Genomic DNA, 24,192 nt, shown 5'->3' on the forward strand with positions numbered 1-24,192 from the left:
AGTGGTGGGGAAGGGTGCTGTGGTGGGATTGCTGGAAGTCGCGGGAAGGCGGTGGATGCCATCGGTGGGATCTGCCCGTCGACCTCCATCACGACGTGACGGGCGATACCACTTGAACGGGGGTGATGGTATACCGATTTTACGCCGAATTACGCCGAATTCAACGTGAGTTCAGCCGCCCGAATTCCGGCTCGAAAAAGTTTATACTGCCGTCATAGCCGAATCCAGTCGACTTCGCTCCCGTAACGACTGCGTCCGGAGACCGGATCGACGCTGTCGTCCGGATTCCTGGCAATCAGTGTCGGCCAAGCGCCACAGCGGGTCGCGGGTGCGCCGGGATCCGGCGACACCGGCCCGTCTCAGTCGACCAGTTCGTCGGCGACGACGCGTGCATCCATCAACTGTGGATCGATCGCGATATCGAGTTGCCCCTTGACGAACTCGGGGACCGTTCGTCGCGCGTAGACGACGGTCCGCACGTCGTCGTTCAGGTCACAGACGATCGGGATGGTGGTCGCCTGTCCCACGTCGGTCAGGACGTACAGGTCGACCCCGACGACGCCCGCCTCTTCGAGTTGGGGCCGAGAGATGACGCCGTCGAGTCGGGTCACGTCGACGCCCTCACCCTCGAGTGCAGCGCCGATGCCGTCGTCGTCGGGGCCGGCGACGACAGCGGTCGTCGTGGAACTCATTCGTACTCGATGGTCGCGGGTGGTTTGTGGGTTACGTCGTAGACGACGCGGGCGACGTTCTCGTGGGACCCCGTAATTCGGGATTGAATGCGCTGGAGGGTGTCCCAGTCGATCTCCTGAGCGCGGGCAGTCATGCCGTCGCGTGACTCGACCGAGCGGACGGAGACGACCCAGCCGTGGACCCGATTGTCACCCTTGACACCCGTGGCCTTCCCGATGACGGCAGCGAGCGCCTGCCAGGGCTCGTAGTCTTCGAGTTCCTCCTCGACGACGTGGTTAGCCTCGCGGGCCACCTCGAGTTTCTCCGCGGTGATCTCGCCGATGATCCGCACGGCGAGGCCGGGACCGGGGAACGGCATGCGCTCGGAGATGATCTCCTCGAGGCCGAGTTCGCGTGCGACCTCGCGGACCTCGTCCTTGTAGAGGTCGCGCATGGGTTCGACGATGCCCTCGAAGTCGACGACCTCGGGGAGGCCGCCGACGTTGTGGTGGGACTTGATCGTTCCCTCGCTCTCGATGCGGTCGGGGTAGATCGTTCCCTGCACGAGATAGTCGGCGTCGACGTCCGTGGCGACCGTCTCGAACTCCCGGATGAACTGTTCGCCGATGATGTGGCGCTTCTCCTCGGGATCGGTGACGCCTTCCAGTGCGTCGAGGAAGCGGTCCTGTGCCTCCACGATCCGGAGACTGTCCATGTAGCCGAAGGTCTCGCGGATCTCCTCGGTCTCGCCTTTCCGCATCAACCCGGTGTCGACGTAGACGGGCGTGAGCTGGTCGCCGATCGCCTCGTAGGCCAGCGCGGCGGCCGTCGAGGAGTCGACGCCGCCCGACAGCGCGATGACGGCGTTCGCATCGCCGATTTTCTCGTCGATCTCTGCGACTGCGTCGGGGACGAACGTCTCGGTATCTACCATCAGTGGGTTACCTCCGTTTCGGTGTCGGCATCGTCGGGTTCGCTCTCGCTCTCGGCATCGGGCTCCTCGAGGACGGCCTCGACCAGCCCGAGGAAGGGTGGACTCGGCTGCCCCGGTCGGGACGTGTACTCGGGGTGGAACTGCGTGCCGAGGAAGAACGGGTGGTCGTCGAGTTCGAGGATCTCCATCCGGTTGCCCGCGGTGCCGGAGAACGTCAGCGGCTCGTCCTCGAAGGCGTCGAAGTACTCGGGGTTGACCTCGTAGCGGTGGCGATGTCGTTCCGAGCAGGACGTGTCACCGTAGAGCTCGTAGGCCAGCGTCTGGGGTTCGATCACGGTCGTGTGCTCGCCCAGCCGCATCGTCCCGCCCATGTCCTCGACCTCGTACTGTTCGGGCAGGATGTCGATGACGGGATGGGGTGTGTCCGCCTCCATCTCGGCGGAGTGGGCACCCTCGAGACCGAGCACGTTCCGGGCGTACTCGACGACGGCCATCTGGAAGCCCAGACACAGGCCCAGGAACGGGACGTCGTTCTCGCGGGCGTACTGGACCGCCCGGATCTTGCCCTCGGAGCCACGCATTCCGAACCCGCCGGGAACGATGACACCGTCCATTCCCTCGAGTTGGCCGTCGTGGCCCTTGCTCAGTTCGTCGGCGGCCACCCAGTGGGTGTCGACGTCCACGCCGACTTCGAAACCGGCGTGTTTCAGCGACTCGTGGATCGACATGTACGCGTCCTCGAGGTCGTACTTCCCGACCAGCGCGATGTCGACCGTCCCTTCCTTCTCGGTCGTGACGATCTCGCGCCAGTCGTTCGCCCGCTCGCCCTCCGGGAGCGCCTCCTCGGCCAGCCCGAAGTGCTCGAGGACGTACTGATCGAGCCCCCCGTCTTCGACCATCAGGGGAACGTGATAGACGTCCTCGACGTCGGGGTTCGAGAACACCGCTTCCGTGGGAATGTCACAGAACAGCGCGATCTTCTCTTTGGTCTCGGGATCGAGTCGATCCTCACAGCGGCCGACGATCACGTCCGGCTGGAGGCCGATCGAGCGGACCTCCTTGACCGAGTGCTGGGTCGGCTTGGTCTTTTGCTCGCCGTTTTTCGAGTACGGAACGAGGGTGACGTGCGTAAAGAGGACGTTCTCTTCCGGTTCCTCGTGGGCGAACTGGCGCAGCGCCTCGAGGTAGGGCATCCCCTCGATGTCGCCCACGGTGCCGCCGACTTCGATGATACAGACGTCGGTGCCTTCCGCGGCCTCGCGAATGCGGCGCTTGATGTCGTCGGTGATGTGAGGAATGATCTGGACCGTCTTGCCCAGGTAGTCTCCCGCGCGCTCCTTCTCGATGACGTGCTGGTAGGTCTTCCCCGTCGTGATGTTGTGATCCGAGGTCATGTCGATGTCGAGGAACCGTTCGTAGTTCCCGAGATCGAGGTCGACCTCGCCGCCATCTTCGAGGACGTAAACCTCACCGTGCTGGTAGGGATTCATCGTCCCCGCGTCGACGTTCAGGTACGGGTCGATCTTCACCGCGGTGACGTCGAACCCGGCGTTTTTGAGGAGCCGGCCGGTGCTCGCGGCCGTGATCCCCTTTCCGAGCCCCGACATGACGCCGCCGGTGACGAAGATGAACTTGTTCCCCAGCGAGGGGTCATAATGAGTGTCCGATTCCGTCGGCATACCGAGTGTGCGCGCGACCGCTTGAAAACGATTTCGGGACCGCACCGCCTCCGACAGAGATTGTCACTCCTCGCCGGCGGAGCCACCGTTCACTCGGCCGTCGATTCCCGTGGGTTCTCGTCTTGTACGTCGACGATCTCGGCCTGCTCGAGGGATTCGATACCCCCCTCCATCCGCACCTGGACCGTCCGTCCGGGGAGGGCCGGGTCCCCCTCGTCGATGGGGTCCTGTGGCACCGAGACGGCTGTGACCCCATCGAGCGTGAGCGAACGGCGCTGAATCGGATCACCCTCGTACTCGACCGTATCCCACGTCTCGACGTCGAGGTCGGCCATGTCTTTGCCGAAGTAGTCCTCCGCGTCCGGGTTGACCGTGTCTTCCGTCTGGGACTCGCCGGTCGTCCTGTTGTCGTCGAACTGGACCTCCTCGTGTTTGTACTGGCGGAGCTGAACGAGCATACCGGGTCCACCACGAGCAGCGTGTTAATGCTTCCAGTGGAAGTCGCCGGGGGCCTCCGTCTCGAGTCGAGCGGGGTGGAATTGCGACCGCCACCGAGAAGTAGCCGCTGTTCGTGGACGCAGCTATGACCGATCTACGCGTTACCGTCGACGACCGCGAACTCGAGGCCACGTGGACCGACGACGCACCCGAAACGCGAGCCGCGCTCGAGGACGCACTACCGGTCGCCGGCGACGCGATCCGCTGGGGCGAGGAACTCTATTTCGACTTCGCGCTCGACGCGCCGCCGGAAAACGCCAGCGCGGTCGTCCCCGAGGGCGCGATCGCCTACTGGCCGGCCGGGGAGAAACTGTGTCTCTTCTGGGGCGAGACGCCGGCCAGCGTGGACGGCGAACCCCGCGCCGCCGCGCCCGTGACCGTCGTCGCACGCGTCGACGAGACGGTCTCGCTGGCCGATCTCGAGGGCGGGGCGCGGGTTCGCCTCGATCGGGCCGAGGGGTGAGCGAGCCCGAGGCCGAAAAAGGACGGCTACTTGCCCCAGAAGGGATCCCGGCTGCGCTGCTTGTCGAGGTACATGTTCAGCGCCTCGAGTTCGTCGCCGGGAATCTCGCTGGCGAGTTCCTGTTCGAGGATCTTCGCGTGTTTCTCGGGAATCTCGATCCAGAGCTCGTCGTCCTCCTCGATCCCTCGTCCGACGGTGGGTCCCTCGATGGCGACGGAGACGCGGTTGCCCGCGCGGGCCTCGTCGACGTCCTCGCCTTGCTCCTGAATGCCCTTGACCTGGCCGACCCGATCGGGCTCGTTGCCCTCGAACTTGACGACGTTCGCGTTGTTCTGGATCGTTCCCGAATTCACCTCGACGCCGACGACCGCGGGGTCGTTCTGGCGGAAGGTGTGATCCGGCAGGATGCGAAAGCGGGCGGGCCGGGTGATGTTCTCGAGGATGGTATCCTGCTGGGCCTGCTCGATCCCCTCGACGTACTCCTCGTACTCCTCGATGAGCTGATAAATGACCTCGTCGGTGAAGATCGTCACGTCCTCGATCTCCGCGCGCTGGTTGGCGTCCTCGAGGGTATCGACGTTGAATCCGAGGATGGCCTTCTGTTTCCCGTCCTCGGCCGTCGATGCCACCGAGACGTCACGCGGGGCGACGTCGCCGACCTCCGCGCGGACGATCGGCACCTCCGCGTCGTCCAAGGCGTCGGCCATCGCCTCGAGGCTGCCCAGGGTGTCGGCTTTGACGACGACGCCCTCTTCGGCGGTGTCGACGGCGATGTCCGCGAGTTCGGCCTGGACCTCCGCGACGACCTCGTCGATGTCACGGTCGCGGACGACCCGGACCGGCGCGCCGGCCATCGCGTCCGCGAGTTCGGGCGCGGCGACCTTGATCCCGGACGCGGCCGACACTTCGTCGACCTTCTCGAACCGGCTCTCGGTCCGGATTTCCGCGAGCGGCCGCGGCTGGAGCAACGCGCGCACGTCGGTGACGATCGGTTCGTTCTGTCCGCCGACGACGATCCGATCGTCCGAACGGATCGTTCCGTCGTACAGCACCGTATCGATCGTCGTCCCGAACCCTTTCTCCTCTTTGACCTCGAGGACGGTGCCGACGCCTGGGCCGGCGACGTCGATCTCCATCTCCTCTTTCATGTAGCGCTGGGAGAGCCCCATCATGACGGTCAGGAGGTCGGGGACGCCCTCGCCGGTCATCGCCGAGACGGGGACGACGCCGACGTTGCGCTGGAAGTTCTGGACCCGCCAGTAGAGGTCGGCGGAAAAGCCCTCGTCCGAGAGGTTCCCGATGATCTCGTAGAGGCTCTCGTCGAGGCGCTCGCGCACGCGATCGGTCTGGGCCTCGTAGGTGTCGTTGATCGGGGAGTCCTCGTTTTCCTTCCAGCCCGGAACGGTGTCGATCTTGTTCGCCGCGACGATGAAGGGGGTTTCCGAGCGCTTGAGGATGTCCAGGGCCTCGAGCGTCTGGGGCTGGAAGCCGTCGTTGACGTCGACGACGAGAATGGCGATGTCGGCCAGCGCGCCCCCACGCGATCGCAGCGTCGTAAAGGAGTGGTGACCCGGCGTGTCGATAAAGAGGAGGCCGGGGAGGTCGAAGTCGTCCGGGTCGACGAGATCGCCTGCGATCGTGGAGATGATGTCCAGCGGAACGGCGGTCGCGCCGATGTGCTGGGTGATCGCGCCTGCTTCGCCCTCGATGACCGCGGAGCCGCGGATCTTATCGAGGAGACTTGTCTTGCCGTGATCGACGTGTCCGAGGACGGCGACGATCGGCGTTCTGAGAGATGTGGGGTCGCGTGTATCCGTATCCGACATGGTGAACCACCCGAGAAGGTCTTACCTAAAACCTCCGTAGCGCCGTAGTTAAACCCATCGTCATCCGCGTTCCGGACGCCGCGACGCGAGCCGCGGTCACAGCCGCCACCGATCGCCGCTCCGGACATGGGACGGATCGCCGGCTTAGACTCTCACATCGTGCCATCGCCGTTGATCGACCGGATCGCGTGACGGTCCGCTCGTCGCCGACCGCCGCCGGATTCCGACGCCGTTGTGCGCGGTCCCAATCGTTTAATACCGATTAGTAAGTACGGGCATGCATGAGCGATATACTCGCTGAAAACCTCTCGGGGAAGTCCGTCATGGGGTCCGACGGCACCGAGCTTGGACTGCTCTACAACATCACGATGGATCTGAAATCCGGCAAGCTCCACGATCTCGTTATCGAGCCCGACGAGGAACTGCCTCGCCGCGGGGTCGACTTCGATCTCGACGACGCCGGTCGCTTTCTCGTTCCCGTCAACCGCGTTCAAGCGGTGAAAGACTACATCGTCGTCCAGCGCTAACGGTATGTACGTTCTCGACTCCTCCGCTTTTATCCACGACTTTCACACGACAGAACAGACTGCAACGATCCCACTCGTCCGCGAAGAACTCGAGGACGAGAGCGCCTATCGCTACGACGCGATGGAGGGATCGGGAATGCACATCCACATTCCCAACGACGATACCACCGAAAAGGTCGAGCGGGCCGCGCGTGAATCCGGCGACCTCGAGGTGCTCTCGGATACCGACGTTCGGCTCGTCGCGGCGAGTTTCGAACTCGACGGCGTGCTGGTGACCGACGACTACGCGATGCAAAACGTCTCGGAGAAACTCAACGTCGACGTCGAGGTGATCGCTCGGGAGGGGATCGACGAACAGCGCCACTGGCGGTTCCAGTGTCAGGGCTGTGGTCGGGAGTTCGACGAGGAGAAGGATCGGTGTCCGATCTGTGGGTCGGCGCTGGCCCGCAAGAATCCGTCGTAACCCCCGATCGCGTTCGGTCGCGGTCGGTCGTTCGATCCTGTCGCCGGCGGCGACTCGGTCACTCGATCAGCCGTAGGTGAAATACAGGCTCACGAACGTCACTGCGTTGTACACCCCGTGGATCAGTGCCGGTACGAGGAGGTTGTCCGTTCGTTCGTAGATCGTTCCGAGGACGATCGAGAGCCCGAATATCGTCCCCAAACTGGCAATCACCGCACCGATACCGGCAGTGGCGTACGCGAGGACGTGTACTGCGGCGAAGATCACGCTGGCCACGGCGACGGCCCCGGGGCGCGAGAACGTCTCGTACAGGGACTTCTGAATCACGTTCCGGTAGAGCAGTTCCTCGAACGGACCGATAATCAAAATCGCGAGAGGAGCCAGTATCAGCATCAGTTCAGGGTTGTCCTGGGCTCGCTGGGTCGTCGAGTGATCGGCGCTCTCGACGCCAGCCGACTGCATGAGCGTGGAGATTGCAAAGAGCGCCCCGAAGAGGACGAACAGCCCGCCGACGATCCAGCCCAGTTCCCGTAGCGTAGGTCGGCGGAGGTCGATAAAGGACAGGTCACGGTCGGTCATGGCGAGGTAGCCCGCGGTGACGAGCATCGCACCGATAGCCATCGATACCTGGGTGAAGACGGCTTCTTCGAACGTCGAGAGCGGCTCGAGAAGCGGGACGATCGGAATCGCGAGGATCGCGATCACGACCGGTGTCGCGAGGAGTCCTGCGAGCCCGACGGCAGACAGTGACACGACTTGCAGACTCCGGCGCTTGAGTCCCGTCGGGGTGATTCCGTAGTAGTCGGCGACCCCCATCGCAGCGGCCAGCCCCGCCGTGACGAACGCGACGAAGACGACCGGTATCGACACCGACCCCGTCGGCAAAGCGGCGGGCGCGGTAACCCCCTGATTCAGCGCGTAGCCGGCGAGCAACACGACCAGAACGCTCGACCCGGCGGCGATCGGTCCCCCGATCCGTCGCTCGAGCCCGGCGTGGCGTCGAACCAGAAACGTGAGGACCGCCGCGAGGGCGAAGCCGACACCGGCGAGGACGATCGGGTCGTCGACGCCGCGGCGAACGGGGACGAGCAGTGCGACCATCGTGATTCCGGCCAGGACGGTCCCGATCCCCGGAACGACGTCGGAGGCGATCGGGCCGGCCTCGTCGGCCCGTGCGGTCTCGGTCATACGTACGTATTCGTGTGCGGATTCATATGCGCACCGCAACTCGACGTTCGGCTCGGGGCGGATGGCCGGTCACCGACGAGCGATCGACACGTCGGCTATCGCTCTACCCGAAGCTCGGTTTTCTCGGCGACAGCGTCGGCCTCTTCGAACTCGCCACCGCCGAGCAGGCCGCGAGTCGCCTTCTTCGCCCACTCGACGGCCGGCTGCTCGAAGGTGTTCACGCCGTAGAGTTCGCCCGCGAGCACGCAGGCGGCTTCCAGCCCGTACAGTAGACCCCCGAGTTCGTACTCGTCGACGGCCTCGAGTTCGACGCGGACGTTCGGTCGGCCGGCGGCCGCGAGGCTCGCTTCCGTGGCTTCGAACTCCGCCTCGAGCAGTTCGCCCAGCGTCGCGTCGCCCAGATACGCCAGCTCGTCGACGTCAGTCGCCGGGATCGACCGGTCCGGACGCTCCCCTGTCGTGACGAAGGTGACGAGTTTGTCCCGTGGGCCCGCACGATAGAGCTGGAGCTGCGAGTGTTGGTCGGTGACGCCGAGTGCCCGCACGGGCGTCTGGCCGAGGTCGTCTTTTCCCAGGCTCTCGGCCCACAACTGGGCGAACCACTCCGCGGACGTCTCGAGGGACTCCGCGTAGGGCATCACGGCGTTGACCCCGGCACCCCGCTGATCCAGCGCGTAGGTCGTCGCACCGTAGGCGTAGGCCGGACAGTCGAACAGCGAGCCCGTCAGGGTCTCGCGCTCGGCGGCCGCGCCCGCGAGCAGGGCCTCGAGGTCGTGTCCGCAGACGGACGCGGCGACCATGCCGACCGCCGACAGCGCGGAGAAACGACCCGGAACACCGTCGGGAACCATCAGCGACGGCAGCCCGTGTCGCTCCGCGAGGTCGCGAAGCGGGCCCGAGTCGCCGGTCGTGACGATCGTTCGCTCGGTCCAGTCGACGCCGGCCGACTCGAACGCCTCGCGGACGACGAGGAAGTTCGCCAGCGTCTCCGCCGTCTTCCCCGACCGGGACACGACGTTGATTGCCGCGTTCTCGAGTGGGAGTCGCTCGAGGTGGCTCGAGACCCACTCGGGGTCGACGTTGTCGAGGAAGACGGTCTCGGTGTCCGAGTCGAGCGCGTTCGTGATCGTCGCCGCGCCGAGCGAACTGCCGCCGATGCCGACGGTGATGAGGATCTCGGCGTCGGCGACCGGCTCCACTGTGGCTCGGATCTCGTCGGGGTCCGTTCGCTGGGGAAGGTTCAGCGCCTCGTAGCCGTGTTCCTCGTTCGCCATCCCTTCCTCGATTCGCTCGTGGGCAACCGCTACCTGCTCGTCCAGTCGTTCGAGGGACTCCCTCGAGACGCCCGGCGACGCGACGGACGCGAGTGCGTTACCGATATCGACGTTCATGTCTCAGCACGCGACCGCCTGGGCTAAAGGCGTTCCGTGACGGTATCGCGACGCGATGGTGGTGGGAGAGTGCGTGCCTGCTCGAGTGTCACTCGTGCTCAGTACGGGCGGAAAAGCGATGGAGCAACTCAGGCGGTCGGGCTCGTTTCGAACCCTGGCAGGACGGCATACCACGACCACAGCGCTGTCGCGAGCGCTGTAACCACATAGACCGATCCCACCCAGAGGGCCGAGTACCCTCGTGTTACCAAGAAGATGGCAGCTACACCGCCGAGGAGTATCCCAACGATCACGGACAGAACGATACCGGCCTGAGACCCTACCTGAAGTTCGCCCTCCGTTCGGAGGCGGACCCCGATCATACCGCCGGTCAGGACGGCCCACGTGAGGATCGGCAACCCAAATACAGTGACCAACGTCCCGTCGACCCACGCGAACTCGGAAACGATGATCGCCCACCCAACCAGTCCGAGACCTGCCCAGACGACGCTTCGCCAGAGTTCCTCGGTGACGATGCGCCGAGTTTCGGGGTTCATGTTAGTAATCTATGGGTTATGTCAGTATAATATTTTGGGCGTCTGAGAGGCCAGCGATCAGTTCGCACACCGACTGAGCGGCTGTTCTCGTCGAAAGCCGACTCTCGACAGCTATCGAAAGCCGAAACTCGGAAAGCGATCCGCCCGCTACGCCCTCCCATGACCGAAAAGACCGGAACCTTCGTGGTCACGCACGCCGAGAGCGAGTCGGCGGTCGTCCGCGACGTCGAGACCGCACAGGTCCACACCCTCGGGTCGAACCCCGGCCTCGAGGTCCACGACGTCCTCGAGGCGACCGTCGCACCCGAGCCACCTATGGAGGTCACCTGGGAGGTGATCGACGTCGCCGACAGACGCACGATCGAACTGGTCGACAGCGACCTCGAGCCGACCACCCACGAGAAGGAGCTAGCCGCAGAGAGCGAGATCGGCGACCTCGTCCAGAAAGAACGGGCCGGCACCGGCGAGATCCACGTGTTCCGCGTCCCCGAATCCGACGTCGAACCCGCAGCGGAAGACATCCTCGCGGACGAGGAGACGATCGCTCGAGCGGCCCGACTCGAGGCCGTTCGGGTGGAAGTGCGTCGATCGGCCGACGACGGCGTCGTGAGCGTGCGATACCTGCCGGACTGATCGACGGACCACGCGGTCGGAATTGAGAAAGCTTACTTCGGGGGGAGACAAGTGGTCGGGTATATGGCGTATTTCGACGTACCGGAGATCGATTACACCCGGTACAGCAACCGCCAGCTCGCGGCGGTTCCGCTCGCGGTTCTCGCAGTTGCACTGCTCGTTCTCAGCGGCTCGTTTCTCGTATACGGCTCGCCGGTTCCGTTGGGAATGGACTTCACCGGTGGATCGGAACTGACCGTCCAGACGACGACGCCGGAAGGCGAGATTCCAGCGGCGTTCGAGGAGACGCCCGAATCCGTGACCGGAACGGCGGGTGCCAACCAGTATATCGTCCGCTTCTCCGAGACTGACGCACAGTCCCTGAGCGATCAGGCCGAGTCGAACCTCGAGCAGGACGGCGACGCCGATATCGTCCAGTCAGTGTTGTCGACCTCGGCGAGTTTCGGCGCGGGGAGCCAACAGACGGCCATGATCGGGCTCGTCGTAGCGTTCGTTGGGATGAGCGCGATCGCGTTCATCCTCTTTCGAACGTTCGTCCCGTCGATCGCGATCGTTCTCTCGGCGTTTTCCGACCTCGTGATCCCGCTTGCGTTCATGCGCCTCGCCGGGATCCCGCTCTCCCTGGGGACGGTCGCGGGCTTGCTGATGCTCATCGGGTACTCGGTCGACTCCGATATCCTGTTGAACAACCACGTTCTGCGTCGGAGCGGTGACTTCTACGAAAGCACCCACCGCGCGATGCGGACCGGTGTCACGATGACGGTCACGTCGATGGCCGCGATGCTCGTCATGTGGATCTCCGCGTCCATCTTCGGTATCGACCTGCTGGCATCGATCGGTATCATCCTGTTCGTCGGCCTCGCAGCCGACCTGATGAACACCTACATGTTGAATCTGAGCTTGCTTCGCTGGTACAAGTTCGAGGGGGTGCGATCATGAGCGCGATCAAGGACAACTGGCGCGTCCTCCTGCTCGCCCTGTTCATCGGCTTTGCCGTCGTCGCGCTCTTCATCCCCGGCGGCATCGTCGCAGACGACAGCCTCGGCGGAAACGAGAGCGTCCAGAGCAGTCCGACCAACCTCGAGTTCGGCCTCGGACTCGAGGGCGGGACCCGAATCAGGGTCCCAGTCACCGGTATGACCGCCGAGGACATCGCGTCCGATGCAGTCAGTGACAACGGGCAGGTCGACGAGGAGCGACTCGAGGAGCTCGAGTCGACGTTACAGAACGAACTCGACCTCGATCCCGCCGACACCAACGTCAACGTTCAGGACGACGGGACCGTCACGGCGGAGGTGTTCACCGACGACGTAACCGAAGCCGAGTTCGCCAGCGCCCTGCAGTCGGCGAACGTCGACGCGTCCGAGGACGACATTCGCGACGGCGTCACCCAACAGACCCGCGATCAGATAATCGAGACGATTCAGACGAAGATCAACGCAGCGGGGCTCTCCGGCGGGACGGCCTACCAGTCGGCAACGCTGGGCGAGGACTACTACATCGTCGTCGAGGTGCCCAACATGGGTGCCAGCGAACTCCGGAGTCTCCTCTCCGAGCGCGGTGTCGTCGAGGTGCAAGCCTACTACCCGACCGAAAACGGCACTCACACGAACGAGACGGTGCTGACGGGCGACAGAATCGCCGATATCGACCCGCCGGAACAGAACCAGCGGGGCGACGGCTATTTCGTCCCGGTACAGGTCCGCGAGGACGCCGCACCGGGATTCCAACAGCAGATGAACGACCTCGGGTTCACGAGTGAGGGCGTCGGACAGTGCAGCCTCCGCGGCGACGGCGAAGACATCAACTTCAACCACGAGGGGCAACAGTACTGTCTCCTCACCGTCGTCGACGGGGAGGTCATCGACGCCCACAGCATGGGCGACGATTCGAGATCGGGCACCGGGCTCGCGACCTCCATGCGAAACGGCGAGTGGGCGAACGATCCGACCTTCCAGATGGGCGCACCGGATCAGGAGCGAGCACAGTCGCTGTCGGTCAATCTCCGAGCCGGGAGCCTGCGTGCCCCACTGGACATGGAGAACAATCAGGTCTACTCGATCGAGGCCAGTCACGCCGAACAGTTCAAGGAGTACTCCTTACTGATCGGACTGCTCTCGGTGATTACCGTCAGTGGCGTCGTCTACTCCCGATACACGGACACGCGCGTCGCCTTGCCGATGATCGTCACGGCGATGGCGGAGGTGGTGATCCTGCTCGGGTTCGCGGCGCTGATACGCATGCCACTTGACCTCTCCCACGTCGCCGGATTCATCGCCGTCGTCGGGACCGGGGTCGACGACCTCGTGATCATCGCCGACGAGGTGATGGACGAAGGGGACGTCAGCTCCGTCCGGGTCTTCCAATCGCGGTTCCGCAAGGCGTTCTGGGTCATCGGTGCCGCCGCGGCGACGACCGTCGTTGCTCTCTCACCGCTGGCGGTCCTGAGCCTCGGTGACCTCAAGGGATTCGCGATCATCACCATCCTCGGCGTGTTTATCGGCGTTCTCATCACCCGGCCCGCCTACGGTGACATCCTGCGACGGCTGTTGACCGACAGGTAGCGCGGGTCACCGTTCGTCCGACACTCCCGATCGAGTACCGCGCTGCCAGTACAGCGTCGATCGACGACGGACGGCTACTGATTCTGCCGACAGCGTGGACACCAGTCGACAGTCCCGTTCTCACCGTGAGCGCGGGCGAAATCGTACGAAACGTTATATCCACAGGAAGTACAAACGGGCATTCGATTCACCACGCCAACGCAATAGCGACACGGCTATGGGCGGGGGGCCTGCGACTGCAACCTCCACTCGAGGATCGCCCTACACACCGTCGTCGCCGGCGAGTCATCACAAAGAGACCGCAGTCGCGGCCCTACTCGGGCCGTTGTCTGTCGCGCTGGAACTCGTCGAAGACCGCGAGATCGTCGGGGAGGTCGTACTCGAGGTGGCGCTGTTCCTGCCGATTGGTGCCGGCGTCGTCGATGGGCGTAGCGACGTCCTCCCAGCCTGGCTTGATCTTGACGCTTTTCGCGGGCATTCCGAGCGCGATGTGGTGGGCGGGGATGTCATGTTGAACGATGCCGCGTGCGCCGACGATGGCGTTTTCGCCGACCTTGCAGCCGGCACGAACCATCGCGTCGTAGGTGAGGCGAACGTCGTCCTCGACGATGGTGTGGTAGTTGCGGACCTCGGTCTGGTCGACGACGTCGTGATCGTGGCTGTAGATGTGGACGCCATCGGAGATCGAGACGCGATCGCCGATGGTGAGTTTCCCGCGGTCGTCGAGGTGGACGTCGTCGTGGACGACGGTGTTGTCGCCGATCGTGATGTTGTGGCCGTAGGTAAACGAGATCCCCTTGAAGAACCGGCAGTCGTCGCCACACTCCTCGAAGAGGTGGTCGGCGAGCATCCGTCTGAATCGCAGGGCGAACTCGACGTTGTCCGCGATCGGCAGGCTATCGAACTGTCGCCAGAGCCACTGGAGGTGTTTCGAGCGGCGGAACCGTTCCTCGTCTTTCTCGGCGTAGTATTCGCTCTCGAGGGTCGTATTGCAGGGATCGTAACTCTGCAGGCGGACGCGTTCGGCCGGCGAAACCGACTCGCCGCGCTGCCAGCGCTCGTATGCCTCGCGGTCTCCCGAGAGATCGATCAGGACGTCCTCGACGACCGAGCAGGTATCCTCGTCGCTCGAGAGCCGTCGATCGACCTCGTCGATGAACTCGCGCATCCCCGCTTCCGCCTCCTCGGGGAGCGACACGTACCGCTTTGTCATACCCGTGGTATTGCCCGCCGAGTTGATAGGGGTTCGGTTGTGCGTTCCGGGTTGCCGGACCTGCTGTCGTGTGGGGGATCGGGTGGACTGGGAGCCGTTTCCCGTATCCGGGATCACTTCTCGCTGGACTGCCACCCCGAGAGGAGCACGGCGGGCAACACGAGCGCGCCGATCACCAGCAAGGCACCCCCCACGACAGCGCCGATCGTGAGGCGATCGCTGGGAAACTCGAACAGCCGCACGGCGAGGAATCCAAGTAGGACGACGACGACGACGAGGACCGCCAACAGGTGTCGGCTCGAGCCGCGAGGGCGGGATTCGACCATGGGGGGTCTTGTCAGCCGTTGCCCAAGAGCGGTTCGGCTCGAGATCGACCGGCGAACCCGTTCGACTCGGTCGGATCGGGGGCTCGAGCGTTCCGTTCACCCTAAGTTCCCCCACTACGAAGGGACCGGTATGCAATACAGCGAACTCGGCGACTCCGGAGTCGAGGTCAGCGAGGTCGGTTTCGGCGCGTGGACCGTCGGCACCGACTGGTGGGGCGACCGCTCGGAAGAAGACGCCATCGAGATGCTCCAGTACGCCGTCGAGCAGGGGATCACGTACGTCGATACGGGCGACGTCTACGGCCACGGCCGCAGCGAGGAACTGGTCGGACGGGCGCTTTCCGACGTCCGCGAGGACGTCACCGTCGCGACCAAGGTCGGCTACGACTTCTACAACAACCCGCAGGCCGGCCACGGTGAACTCCCCAAGGAGATGGATCCGGAGTACCTCCGGGACGCCGTCGACAAAAGCCTCGATCGGCTCGGGCTCGAGTCGGTCGACCTGCTCCAACTCCACAACGCCGACGTCGAGGAGATCACCCCCGACGTGCTCGAACTGCTCGACGAACTCGAGGAGGAGGGCAAGATCGAGGCCGTCGGCCTCGCGTTGGGCCCCTCGATCGGGTGGCTCGCCGAGGGCGATCTGGCGATCGAGGAGGAGTTCGACTCCGTCCAGTTGGTCTGGAACGTACTCGAGCAGGAGGTGGGGAACCACTTCCTCGAGACGATCGAGCGAACGGGCTCCGCGACGAGTCTGATTCCTCGCGTGCCCCACTCGTCGGGCATCCTCAACGAACAGGTCACCCCCGACACCGAACTCGGCGAGGGCGACCATCGTGGCTTCCGCCCCGAGGAGTGGTACGAGACCGGCTGGGAGAAACTCGAGCAGTTGCGATTCCTCGAGCGAGACGGCGAGCGGACCATGGGCCAGGCGTCGATCGCGTGGCTCCTGAGCCACGATCCCGTCGCGACCGTGACGCCGACGTTCCGCACCACGGACGACATCGACGAGTGGGCCGCGGCCAGCGACGTGCCGAAGCTCACCGACGAGGAGCTGACGCGCGTCGCGGAGCTGTACGAAGCCGACTTCGACATCGACCGCGACGACGGAATGGACGCGCTTCGCTCGTCGGTCGGGGGCGAGGACATCGAATCCGCCGGACTGGACAAGCTCGCGGCCGACTGATCGGCGCGGGCTCGAGCGGGCCGCCGGGGGCCGGATTACCCCGACTCCGTTTCGCTCAGTCTGAACTCGAACTCCAGCATCCCGTCCGTTTTCACGGCCACGCCGCCCAGTTCGTCCGAGAGCTGTTCGCGGGCTCGAGAGCTCGGCTCGACGGTGACCGAGACGCTGTTGCTGTTGGCGTTGTACGTGATGTTTCCGACGGCGACGTCGAACTCGAAGAACGCCGGAACGTCCTCTCTGAGTTGGGTTCGCACGTCGTCGACGTCCGACCGGACGTCGGCCATCTCTTCGTTTAACGTGCTCATACAGTGTTGGTAACACTTCGCAAGGCATAACGATTGAGCATGCCGCTTCGAGCAGTCTCTCCGTGTTCGGGGGGCGACCGCCACACCGCCGCCAGTGGGAACGCGCTCACGTCGGCATTCGGCGTTCCGGTACTCGTGGCGGCGACGCGTCTCGGACTCGGCGCGCTCGAGGCCGGCCTCGAGCGCGCCGACGTGTTCGACGAGGCCTACGACCTGTGTGTCCTGGTGAGCCTGGTGATGTTCGTGCAGGTCGCGCCTGTCATCGCGAATCTCCGGTGAAGGGGTCCCGTCGAGGAGGACGAGCGGGGGTCAGTCACAGCGTGCCGTGACCCACTCGCGCCAGGTCACCGTCCCGACCGTTCGGTCCGGGCAGGTTCCGTCGCCGGATCGAAACCCGGAAGCGGTCTTTCCGGGGAGCGGGAGGCGGACGAGAGGACGGCCCAGCCCCTTTGCGTCGCGGTAGGTCCGCGCGAGTTCGCCGACGGTCCGGACCTCGGGACCGCCGACGTCGGGCACGCGACCGGCCGGTTCGGACGTCGCGTACTCGACGATCGCGGCCGCCGCCTCGCCGACGTCGATCGGCTGGAGGCGGAACGCCGTCGGGAGCGGCCAGACCGGCAGGCGTGCGACCGACTCGAGGAGATCGAAGACGAACGAGTGGAACTGCGTTGCCCGGACGATAGTCGACGGGACGGAACTCGCCTCGACGGCTCGTTCGGCCGCGGCCTTGTGCCGGTAGTACGAGTAGGGAATCTCGTCGACGCCGACGATAGAGACGTACACGACGTTCGAGACCCCGGCATCGGCGGCCGCCTCGAGCAATCGTTCGGTACCGCGGACGTCCACTGCCTCGCTATCGCCGGTCGCAGCGGTCGCCGCGTGGACGACGACGTCGACGTCTGCGATGGCCCCGCGGATACCCGTTCCGTCGGCCAGGTTCATCGCGACCCACGCGCCGTCGTCCGACGGCGGCGAGCGACTCGCCGCCAGTACGTCGTGGCCCGCATTGCCCAATCGAGAACGCAACGCCGTCCCGAGCGTTCCGGTCGCACCCGTGAGAAGCGTCCGACAAGTCATGGATAGCGTCGATTCGGCCTCGAGCGTCGAATCACCGCTGCCGGATCCGTCTGTGGGGTTTAAGCGTTGGAGGGAAACACTCACCGTATGAAACACGTCCGGATATCGCTCGACGCGAACGGTCGCGAGGCCGAGATCCATCCGGTATACGACGTCCTGGCCAACGCACCATACGTCGGCCGCTCGAGGGCGTTGCAGTGGAACTTCGACGGGGACGAACTCGGCATTATGCACTACGTCGAGGGCGATCGGGAGCGGTTCGACGCAGCGATCGAAGCGATTCCCCACGTGCTGGCGTCCGAAATCGCGCCGGCGGGCGACGACGCCTTCTACACCTACATCAGGGACGCGATGACCGAACCGCTCCGAGGGGTGTTCGAACTCGCCACCGAAAGCCCCGTCGTCGTGATTCCACCGATCGAGTACGCGGCCGACGGCACCGTCTCGTACTCGGTCGTCGGGCCGTCGGGGGCGATTCAGACGGCGATCGAACGGGTCCCGGATCCGATCGGGGTGATGGTCACCGAAATCGGCGGGATGGAGACGGCACCCCCGATCACCGAGTCCCGACTGAGCGACCGCCAGCGCGAGGCGATCGAGGCCGCGGTCGATCTCGGCTACTACGAGATCCCTCGGGACGCCGGTCACGAAGCCGTCGCGAACGCGATCGACTGTGCGCCGAGTACGGCCGCCGAACACCTCCGGAAGGCCGAAGCCACGCTCCTGAGATCGGTACTCGAGGAGTGAAACGGGGCCGTTGCCACCGTATTATAAATAGGGCCCTCCATATCTGGGTCGTCACCCTATCCCGAACGAGAGCGATGAATCAACTGGAGCATCCCCACCGAGACCCATGAGACCGTACGAATTCACCTGCCCGGACTGTCGCCGAGAGATCCAAGTGACCGACCCGATGCGCGAGGCAACGCTGGCGAACGGCTGTCCCGTTTGTGGGCGGTCCGTGGCCGAGGACAACTTCGCGACCTGATTCCGGGTCGACCGACGGACGCTCGAGGCGGTTCGGAGAGCGTTCCGAACCCACGAAAACGACTCGGGCCGTGGTCGACGTCTCCGGTCGATCGAGCGAAAACGGACTGCGGGCCGGGGAAGTCGTAGTGTTGAAATAGCAGACCTATAGACGCACGAGTATGATTCGCAAGGCGGTGAGCAGTCGATGAACTGGCAACGGTACCTGGAGAAAATAGGCTCGCTGACGAGTAAATACTTCGTCGTCTGGGTACTGATCGTCTCACCGCTGGCGCTCTATTCACCCGAGACGTTCACGCCGATCGCACAGTATATTACGCCGCTGCTGGGGATCATCATGCTCGGGATGGGCTGACGCTGACCCCGGCTGATTTCCGCCGGATCCTCGAGCGGCCGCGGGACGTCTTCATCGGGGCGATGGGGCAGTGGATTCTGATGCCGACGATCGCCTACGTCCTCGTCGTCGTGCTCGGACTGCCCGAAGAGATCGGCATCGGGCTGATTCTCGTCGGCGCAGCGCCGGGTGGCACCGCGTCGAACGTGATGACCTACCTCGGTCGCGGCGACGTCGCGCTGTCGGTGTCGATCACGTCGCTGACGACGATCGCCGCGCCGGTAGTGATGCCGGCGTGGATCGTCCTGCTCGCGGGCGAGTCGATCACGGTCACGTTCGCCGAGATGGCGACCTCGATCGTCCAGGTAGTCTTGCTCCCGGTCATCGGCGGCCTGGTGTTGCGCTACGTACTCGACGAGTACGCTCCGGCGGTCGCACAGGCGGGGCTCTCGATCTTCCCCGCGATCAGCGTGGTCGCGATCGTCGCCATCGTCGCGGCGGTCGTGGGACTCAACGTCGAGAGGATCCTCACCGCAAGCGCCGTCGTCTTCCTCGCGGTCGTGCTGCACAACGGACTCGGGCTGGGAGCCGGGTACGCTGTCGGGCACGCGGCGAACATGGCCGAAGATCGGGCACGGGCGTGTGCGTTCGAAGTCGGCCTGCAAAACAGCGGACTGGCCGTCGCCCTCGCGACGGCTCACTTCAGCCCGAGCGCCGCGTTGATCCCGGCGCTCTTTAGCGTCTGGCACAACATCTCCGGGCCGGCACTCGCGACGCTGTTCACCCAGCTCGACGGCGAGGAACCCGTCGGAGAGGCGGAACCGGCTATCGCCTCCGACTGAGTCCACCGATCGTCTGATTCACGTCGCGATTTTCGGACAGACAATGCCCTTAATCTCCTAGAAGACCACCGATGATAGACTTTTAGGGAAGAACAGTGTTGTCCTGTAGCATGACCGATGTCACGTACGTCCAGAAGGCGTGTGCGTACATCACCCGCGACACGGACGAGCTACTGGTCTTCGAGGGGCCGGGACACGACGGCCTACAGATCCCCAAGGGAACGCTCGAGGACGGCGAATCACCCAGAGAAGCGCTTTTCAGGGAGGTTCTCGAGGAGAGCGGACTCGGGACGCTGAACGGAACGCGACACCTGACGACCGATATCTGGACGCGACGCGAGGAGCCGCCAAAGCGCTACGTGCGCCACTTCTTCCACGCGACGGTCCACGAACCACGCGACCGGTGGACGCACACTGTCACCGACGGCGGGGACGAACACGGTGCCGAGTTCGAGTTTCGCTGGGTCCGGCCCCGGCGCACAGGGACGTTCGCGCTCGACCTCGACGATTACGTCGGGGTGCTTCCGAGCACCAGCGGCGTCGATGCAGTCGCGAGCGCCTCGGACTGAGTCTCCGAGCGGCGTGCTCGATCACGGTCGCGTCCGACGGGAAGGGCGAACACATCAACATAGATACGCTATCGTTGCGTGACAGGATCCGCGATCACCATCGGTGTCCCTGGCGGTCCGGAGCTGCTGATACTGCTGTTACTGGCCGTCTTCTACCTCGCCGCTCCGATCCTCGTCGTCGTTGCGATCGTCACGTCCCTCGAGAGAAGGCGCAACGACGACGAACGAGTTCGGTCACTCGAGCAACGAATCGAGGCGCTCGAAGGTGAACGTCCATAGCAGTACTCGCCGTTACTTCGAGAGCGCTCGCTGGACGGCCTCCGCGACGTCCATCGCCTTTTCGGAGAGCGCCTCGGTGACCAGTCCGTCGTCGACGGCCGCCTCGAGTTCGTCCGCATCCACGATCTCGACCGTCCCGTCGGCTCCCCGAATCACGTCGACGTAGAGGTCCACGTAGCGCGCACAGTCCGGAAAGAGTTCGACCGGCGTACAGACGTTGACGTACGTTCCCTTCGCCGCGCCGCTCGCGTCTTTGTACGTCGTCGGATACCACCATCGCCCTTCCCGGAACTTCGTCACGGCGACGTCGCCCGACTCCTTGGGAACGCCGAGCGCGTCGTAGCTGCCCCCGCCGCGCATCGAGCGCTCGAGCGTGAGCTTCCCCTCGGGCTCCCAGGCGGTGACCTCGCCGCGACCCAGCGAGATGCATCGCCCGTCGGGTTTGCCGTGGCCGATCTCGAGGCGATCGCCCCTCGTGGGGCCGAACTGGCGAGCGACCGCAGCGAAGGGGAACTCGCCGCCGTCGGCGCTCGGATCGTCCCCGAGGGAGCCACAGACCGCCTCCGCGAAGTCGACCGCCGCGCTCGCGGCTCGATCGGCCGCTTTCGTCCGATGATGGCCCGGCATCGTCGTCTCCACCCGACGCCGGACCCCATCCAGCGCGAGTCGCGACTCGCGGCCGAACCAGAGCCACTCGGTCCCACGCGGTGTGGCGAGGAGTCCCGTCTCGCCGGGTTCCGTGGGCGCATCGGCGAGTGCAGCCTCGAGCGCCCGTGCCCGGTTCGCGGCGTCCTCGAGGGCCGTTCCCATCGCCTCGAGGTTGGCGTCGGCCGCGGCGTGTTGCCAGCGCAGGCCCCAGCCCTCCGGAATCTCGACGGCGAGCAACTCGGTCATGCCGACCAACTCCTCCGCGCGCTCGCCGCGCAGCGCCGCCGAGACGCCGGTTCGGTCACGGGAGAGCGTACAGAGCCCGCCCTCGACCTCGAGCGTGGGCACTACGAGCGGCCGGTCGTCCTCCCACGGCGGTGCGGGTTCGTGGACCTGGACCCGGTATCGATTCCCGGCGTCGACGTAGCCGTCGGCGTCGTCGTAGTTCAGAAAGCCGCGCCGGCCGTCGCCGAGGTCGACGACCGCGCCGCTGCCGCCGCCGGCCTCGAGTACCTCGGCGTCGAAGACCGCGCCGCGGGACGCCTCGTCGGTCCAGCGGAACGCGTCGACGGCGAGCGCCGCGAGTTCGTCCGCGACGGTCTCGACCGCGTCGGGATCGCCCGAGAGCTCGACGCCCTGCCGGTCGCGCGTCGTCTCGACCGAGACGTCGGCCGGCGCGGCCTCGAACGACTGCTCGAAGCGCTCCCGGATCGGTTCGGAGGCCTGGACGACCTCGTAGCCGGCCTCGCTCAGCAGCTGGGTAACCGCGGTCGTGTAGATCCCGCGGACGCGAGCCCTCGTCATCGGAGGCGATCGCGGTCGGCGGCGAACCGCACCCGGTCGTCGATCGTCGGCCCGAGGCGCAACTCGACGGAGCCGTCGTCCAGGATCCGACCGTCCTCGACGGGGACGCCCCAGCTCTCGAACCGGAGCCAGCCGCGCATCTCGTCGGCGTGGGTCGGGATGTCGGCGTAGTCGACGTCGTGTGCCGGATAGTCGGCGCTCGAATGCGCCAGCTCCATGTCGGAGTAGACGGTGTCATGTTCGTCGAAGAAGGCCTCGAGGCGCGCCGCGTCCTCGGCGACGGCCTCGACGACCGCCTCCGAGGCCGCCCGGAGGTCGTCGGTCTCGAGGCCGACATCGCGAAGCGCCCGCTGGGTTCGCTGGTCGAAGTGCATACACGCCGGTTGGGACGGGAGGCCTTTGATAATTCCGAGTCGGTGCGTCGCGGTGACCGCCGAGTCGCCGGTTGCCGAACCTATACCGGGCCGGCGGGTGTACACGCCGCCATGCAGCGTAGGCGCGACCCGGTCGAACGAGCCACGGACCGAAACGGCGAGCCGACGGACCTCCAGGACGTCTCGACGTGGGAGCCGCGATCGATCCTCGATCTGTTCGCGTACACGCTTTACAACGCGGTCAGCTACGGGCTTCGGGGGATCGTCCTGCTGATCGCGATCGTGATCACACTCGTGCTGTTGATCTCGCCGGCCGCACTCGTCCTCGAGGAGCCGTTCGTCGGACTCTTCTTCGCGCTCTCGGTCGTTCCCGCCGGGTTGCTCGCGGCCTACGTCTGGTACGCCGACATCACGACGAGCGAACCCCTCTCCCTGGTCGTCGTGACCTTTCTGCTGGCGATCCTGTTCGCGACGTTCGCAGCGGTCGTCAACTCCGTTGCACAGCTGATCTTCGGTGCCGGCTTCCTCGCGACCTTGCTTTACTTTTATCTGATCGTCGGCCCCATCGAAGAGTTGGTCAAGCTACTCGCCGTGCAGGTGTTCGCCTATCGAAGCGATAGCTTCAACGCGGTCATCGACGGGGCGGTCTACGGTGCCGTCGCGGGGCTTGGCTTTGCGGCCATCGAGAACGCGATCTACATCGGCCGCGTCGTGGGAGAATCGGAACCGGAAGCGGGGCTGCTCGTGACCGTCAGCGGGATCACGGCGGTTCGAGCGCTGGCCGGCCCCGGTCACGTCATCTACTCGGCGATCGCGGGCTACTACCTCGGGCTGGCGAAGTTCAACCGCGAGTACGCCGGCCCGATCGTCCTCAAGGGCCTGCTCGTCGCCGCCTTCGTCCACGGCACGTACAACGTGACGGTCGGCATCGTTCCCGGCCTGCTCACGGAGATCCTGCCGATCGCGCCCGGACTCGCGTTCGTCGGCTACGTGATCGTCTACGACGCCACGATCGGCTACTACCTCTACCGCAAGCTCGCGCGCTACCGTCGAACGTATCAGACCATCGTCTCCGATGTGGATCGCGATAGCCGGGCGGAGCTAACCGAGTTCGAACCGCCACAGCGCTAACCGTCCGGACCAGCCCCCGGTTGCCACCGTCGTCCCCGTCACTCCTCGAAGCGCGCCTCGAGCAGCCGTTCGACGTATTTGGCGAGCACGTCGACCTCGAGGTGGATCGGATCGCCTGGCTCCTTCTCCGAGAGGGTCGTCAGTCGGTAGGTCGTCGGAATGATCGCGACGGTCACCCGACCGTTCGCGGCGTCGAACTCGGCGACGGTCAGACTGATGCCGTCGAGCGTGATCGATCCCTTCTCGACGACGTAGCGGCCGTACCCCTCGGGGAGGTCGAATTCGAAGAACCAGTCCTCGTCGACCGATTCGACGTTCCGGACGGTCGCGACCGCGTCGACGTGGCCCTGGACGACGTGGCCGTCGAACCGGCCGTCGGCCGGCATCGCCCGTTCGAGATTGACCGTCTCGCCCTCGTCGAGTCCGCCGAGATAGGTCCGTTCGACGGTCTCGGTCGCCAGAAAGACCTCGAACCACTCGCCGGGCTCGTACTCCTCGACGGTGAGACACGCGCCGCTGACGCTGATGCTCTGGCCGTACTCGAGTCCCGTCGCGACCTCGTCGGCGCCGACGCGAAGCCGGAGGCCGTCCTCGGTGCGCTCTCGGGCGACGATCTCGCCGGTTTCTTCGACGATCCCGGTAAACATACGTCTAGCTGACGGGCGAGGCGAAAAAGCCGTTCCGGGTCGGCCCGACCTCGCCGGGAGCCCTGACGGAATCGGGCACGGACCACCGGGGAAGCG

At 65.2% G+C, this 24,192-nt stretch carries 29 protein-coding genes and 1 pseudogene; 14 read left to right on the forward strand and 16 right to left on the reverse strand.

Translation table 11 applies throughout. The features are described 5' to 3' along the window. Positions 1-359 precede the first annotated feature (359 nt). From J0X27_RS06680 to J0X27_RS06695, 4 genes are all read right to left on the reverse strand, one after another. On the reverse strand, positions 360-692 hold the full coding sequence (locus tag J0X27_RS06680; RefSeq protein WP_207271610.1) for a DUF7126 family protein: 333 nt from the start codon (positions 690-692) through the stop codon (positions 360-362). Further along, the gene (gene guaA / locus J0X27_RS06685) at positions 689-1,606 is read right to left on the reverse strand and encodes a glutamine-hydrolyzing GMP synthase (RefSeq protein ID WP_207271611.1); all 918 of its coding nucleotides are present in this window, start codon (positions 1,604-1,606) and stop codon (positions 689-691) included. Before guaA ends, J0X27_RS06680 begins: the two co-directional genes overlap by 4 nt. Continuing rightward, complete coding sequence (gene pyrG / locus J0X27_RS06690; RefSeq protein WP_207271612.1) at positions 1,606-3,285, reverse strand: glutamine hydrolyzing CTP synthase; 1,680 nt, start codon at positions 3,283-3,285, stop codon at positions 1,606-1,608. Before pyrG ends, guaA begins: the two co-directional genes overlap by 1 nt. 89 nt (positions 3,286-3,374) lie before the next feature. After that, the gene (locus J0X27_RS06695) at positions 3,375-3,743 is read right to left on the reverse strand and encodes a hypothetical protein (protein ID WP_207271613.1); all 369 of its coding nucleotides are present in this window, start codon (positions 3,741-3,743) and stop codon (positions 3,375-3,377) included. Between the two features lie 125 nt (positions 3,744-3,868). Between J0X27_RS06695 and J0X27_RS06700 the strand changes: the two genes are divergently transcribed. Next, the gene (locus J0X27_RS06700; protein ID WP_207271614.1) at positions 3,869-4,246 is read left to right on the forward strand and encodes a cyclophilin-like family protein; all 378 of its coding nucleotides are present in this window, start codon (positions 3,869-3,871) and stop codon (positions 4,244-4,246) included. 26 nt (positions 4,247-4,272) lie between these two features. Here J0X27_RS06700 and infB read toward each other — a convergent pair whose 3' ends face one another. Further along, a complete protein-coding gene (infB, locus tag J0X27_RS06705; protein ID WP_207271615.1) occupies positions 4,273-6,072 on the reverse strand; it encodes a translation initiation factor IF-2 in 1,800 nt (599 codons plus the stop codon). 281 nt (positions 6,073-6,353) lie between these two features. On the opposite strand from infB, the gene J0X27_RS06710 reads away from it, so the two are divergent. Further along, on the forward strand, positions 6,354-6,599 hold the full coding sequence (locus tag J0X27_RS06710; RefSeq protein WP_097381370.1) for a PRC-barrel domain-containing protein: 246 nt from the start codon (positions 6,354-6,356) through the stop codon (positions 6,597-6,599). A 4-nt stretch (positions 6,600-6,603) separates the two neighbouring features. After that, the gene (locus J0X27_RS06715; RefSeq protein WP_097381369.1) at positions 6,604-7,062 is read left to right on the forward strand and encodes an NOB1 family endonuclease; all 459 of its coding nucleotides are present in this window, start codon (positions 6,604-6,606) and stop codon (positions 7,060-7,062) included. Positions 7,063-7,128: 66 nt separating this feature from the next. On the opposite strand, the gene J0X27_RS06720 is transcribed toward J0X27_RS06715, so the two are convergent. The 3 genes from J0X27_RS06720 to J0X27_RS06730 form a co-directional block, all read right to left on the reverse strand. Further along, positions 7,129-8,250, reverse strand: a complete 1,122-nt coding sequence (locus J0X27_RS06720; protein WP_207271616.1) for a CPBP family intramembrane glutamic endopeptidase — start codon at positions 8,248-8,250, stop codon at positions 7,129-7,131. A gap of 95 nt (positions 8,251-8,345) precedes the next feature. Next, on the reverse strand, positions 8,346-9,641 hold the full coding sequence (locus tag J0X27_RS06725; protein WP_207271617.1) for a glucose-6-phosphate isomerase: 1,296 nt from the start codon (positions 9,639-9,641) through the stop codon (positions 8,346-8,348). A gap of 128 nt (positions 9,642-9,769) precedes the next feature. Continuing rightward, the gene (locus J0X27_RS06730; RefSeq protein ID WP_207271618.1) at positions 9,770-10,177 is read right to left on the reverse strand and encodes a hypothetical protein; all 408 of its coding nucleotides are present in this window, start codon (positions 10,175-10,177) and stop codon (positions 9,770-9,772) included. 159 nt (positions 10,178-10,336) lie between these two features. On the opposite strand from J0X27_RS06730, the gene J0X27_RS06735 reads away from it, so the two are divergent. The 3 genes from J0X27_RS06735 (at position 10,337) to J0X27_RS06745 (ending at position 13,374) form a co-directional block, all read left to right on the forward strand. Continuing rightward, entirely contained in the window at positions 10,337-10,810 is a 474-nt protein-coding gene (locus tag J0X27_RS06735; protein ID WP_207271619.1) for a DUF5812 family protein, read from the forward strand. A 63-nt stretch (positions 10,811-10,873) separates the two neighbouring features. Then, on the forward strand, positions 10,874-11,749 hold the full coding sequence (gene secF / locus J0X27_RS06740) for a protein translocase subunit SecF (protein WP_207271620.1): 876 nt from the start codon (positions 10,874-10,876) through the stop codon (positions 11,747-11,749). Further along, positions 11,746-13,374 (forward strand): preprotein translocase subunit SecD, encoded by a 1,629-nt coding sequence (locus J0X27_RS06745; RefSeq protein WP_207271621.1) that lies wholly within the window; start codon positions 11,746-11,748, stop codon positions 13,372-13,374. The genes secF and J0X27_RS06745 overlap by 4 nt, the downstream gene beginning before the upstream one ends. 74 nt (positions 13,375-13,448) lie before the next feature. Here J0X27_RS06745 and J0X27_RS18220 read toward each other — a convergent pair whose 3' ends face one another. From J0X27_RS18220 to J0X27_RS06755, 3 genes are all read right to left on the reverse strand, one after another. After that, on the reverse strand, positions 13,449-13,556 hold the full coding sequence (locus J0X27_RS18220) for a DUF7563 family protein (protein WP_425491965.1): 108 nt from the start codon (positions 13,554-13,556) through the stop codon (positions 13,449-13,451). 131 nt (positions 13,557-13,687) lie between these two features. Beyond that, the gene (locus tag J0X27_RS06750) at positions 13,688-14,587 is read right to left on the reverse strand and encodes an acyltransferase (RefSeq protein WP_207271622.1); all 900 of its coding nucleotides are present in this window, start codon (positions 14,585-14,587) and stop codon (positions 13,688-13,690) included. 113 nt (positions 14,588-14,700) lie between these two features. Beyond that, positions 14,701-14,913 carry a hypothetical protein gene (locus tag J0X27_RS06755; RefSeq protein WP_207271623.1) on the reverse strand — a complete coding sequence of 71 codons (213 nt, stop codon included), beginning with the start codon at positions 14,911-14,913 and terminating at the stop codon, positions 14,701-14,703. Positions 14,914-15,043: 130 nt separating this feature from the next. Between J0X27_RS06755 and J0X27_RS06760 the strand changes: the two genes are divergently transcribed. Further along, positions 15,044-16,099 (forward strand): aldo/keto reductase, encoded by a 1,056-nt coding sequence (locus J0X27_RS06760; protein ID WP_207271624.1) that lies wholly within the window; start codon positions 15,044-15,046, stop codon positions 16,097-16,099. Between the two features lie 35 nt (positions 16,100-16,134). On the opposite strand, the gene J0X27_RS06765 is transcribed toward J0X27_RS06760, so the two are convergent. Further along, the gene (locus J0X27_RS06765; RefSeq protein ID WP_207271625.1) at positions 16,135-16,404 is read right to left on the reverse strand and encodes a hypothetical protein; all 270 of its coding nucleotides are present in this window, start codon (positions 16,402-16,404) and stop codon (positions 16,135-16,137) included. A gap of 39 nt (positions 16,405-16,443) precedes the next feature. Here J0X27_RS06765 and J0X27_RS06770 point away from each other — a divergent pair, with 39 nt between their 5' ends. Beyond that, entirely contained in the window at positions 16,444-16,683 is a 240-nt protein-coding gene (locus tag J0X27_RS06770; protein WP_207271626.1) for a hypothetical protein, read from the forward strand. Positions 16,684-16,713: 30 nt separating this feature from the next. On the opposite strand, the gene J0X27_RS06775 is transcribed toward J0X27_RS06770, so the two are convergent. After that, on the reverse strand, positions 16,714-17,481 hold the full coding sequence (locus J0X27_RS06775) for an SDR family oxidoreductase (protein ID WP_207271627.1): 768 nt from the start codon (positions 17,479-17,481) through the stop codon (positions 16,714-16,716). Positions 17,482-17,568: 87 nt separating this feature from the next. Between J0X27_RS06775 and J0X27_RS06780 the strand changes: the two genes are divergently transcribed. The 5 genes and pseudogenes from J0X27_RS06780 (at position 17,569) to J0X27_RS06800 (ending at position 20,492) form a co-directional block, all read left to right on the forward strand. Beyond that, entirely contained in the window at positions 17,569-18,228 is a 660-nt protein-coding gene (locus J0X27_RS06780) for a helix-turn-helix domain-containing protein (protein ID WP_207271628.1), read from the forward strand. A 106-nt stretch (positions 18,229-18,334) separates the two neighbouring features. Further along, positions 18,335-18,469 (forward strand): DUF7560 family zinc ribbon protein, encoded by a 135-nt coding sequence (locus tag J0X27_RS06785; RefSeq protein ID WP_097381355.1) that lies wholly within the window; start codon positions 18,335-18,337, stop codon positions 18,467-18,469. A 186-nt stretch (positions 18,470-18,655) separates the two neighbouring features. Then, positions 18,656-19,644: pseudogene (locus J0X27_RS06790) on the forward strand (bile acid:sodium symporter family protein). A 110-nt stretch (positions 19,645-19,754) separates the two neighbouring features. Continuing rightward, on the forward strand, positions 19,755-20,213 hold the full coding sequence (locus tag J0X27_RS06795) for an NUDIX hydrolase (protein ID WP_207271629.1): 459 nt from the start codon (positions 19,755-19,757) through the stop codon (positions 20,211-20,213). Between the two features lie 78 nt (positions 20,214-20,291). Continuing rightward, on the forward strand, positions 20,292-20,492 hold the full coding sequence (locus J0X27_RS06800) for a hypothetical protein (RefSeq protein WP_224214626.1): 201 nt from the start codon (positions 20,292-20,294) through the stop codon (positions 20,490-20,492). 12 nt (positions 20,493-20,504) lie between these two features. Here J0X27_RS06800 and J0X27_RS06805 read toward each other — a convergent pair whose 3' ends face one another. Both J0X27_RS06805 and J0X27_RS06810 read right to left on the reverse strand, forming a co-directional pair. After that, positions 20,505-21,944, reverse strand: coding sequence for a ribonuclease FAU-1 family protein (locus J0X27_RS06805; protein ID WP_207271630.1), 1,440 nt, complete (start codon positions 21,942-21,944; stop codon positions 20,505-20,507). Further along, positions 21,941-22,318 (reverse strand): DUF7532 family protein, encoded by a 378-nt coding sequence (locus J0X27_RS06810; RefSeq protein ID WP_207271631.1) that lies wholly within the window; start codon positions 22,316-22,318, stop codon positions 21,941-21,943. Before J0X27_RS06810 ends, J0X27_RS06805 begins: the two co-directional genes overlap by 4 nt. A 111-nt stretch (positions 22,319-22,429) precedes the next feature. Between J0X27_RS06810 and J0X27_RS06815 the strand changes: the two genes are divergently transcribed. Next, positions 22,430-23,449, forward strand: a complete 1,020-nt coding sequence (locus J0X27_RS06815) for a PrsW family intramembrane metalloprotease (protein WP_207271632.1) — start codon at positions 22,430-22,432, stop codon at positions 23,447-23,449. 38 nt (positions 23,450-23,487) lie between these two features. Here the strand turns inward: J0X27_RS06815 and J0X27_RS06820 are convergent, their stop codons facing one another. Then, complete coding sequence (locus tag J0X27_RS06820) at positions 23,488-24,096, reverse strand: riboflavin synthase (RefSeq protein ID WP_207271633.1); 609 nt, start codon at positions 24,094-24,096, stop codon at positions 23,488-23,490. Positions 24,097-24,192 lie beyond the last annotated feature (96 nt).

It is taken from the genome of Natrinema longum (genome assembly GCF_017352095.1).
Classification (GTDB): Archaea; Halobacteriota; Halobacteria; order Halobacteriales; family Natrialbaceae; genus Natrinema; species Natrinema longum.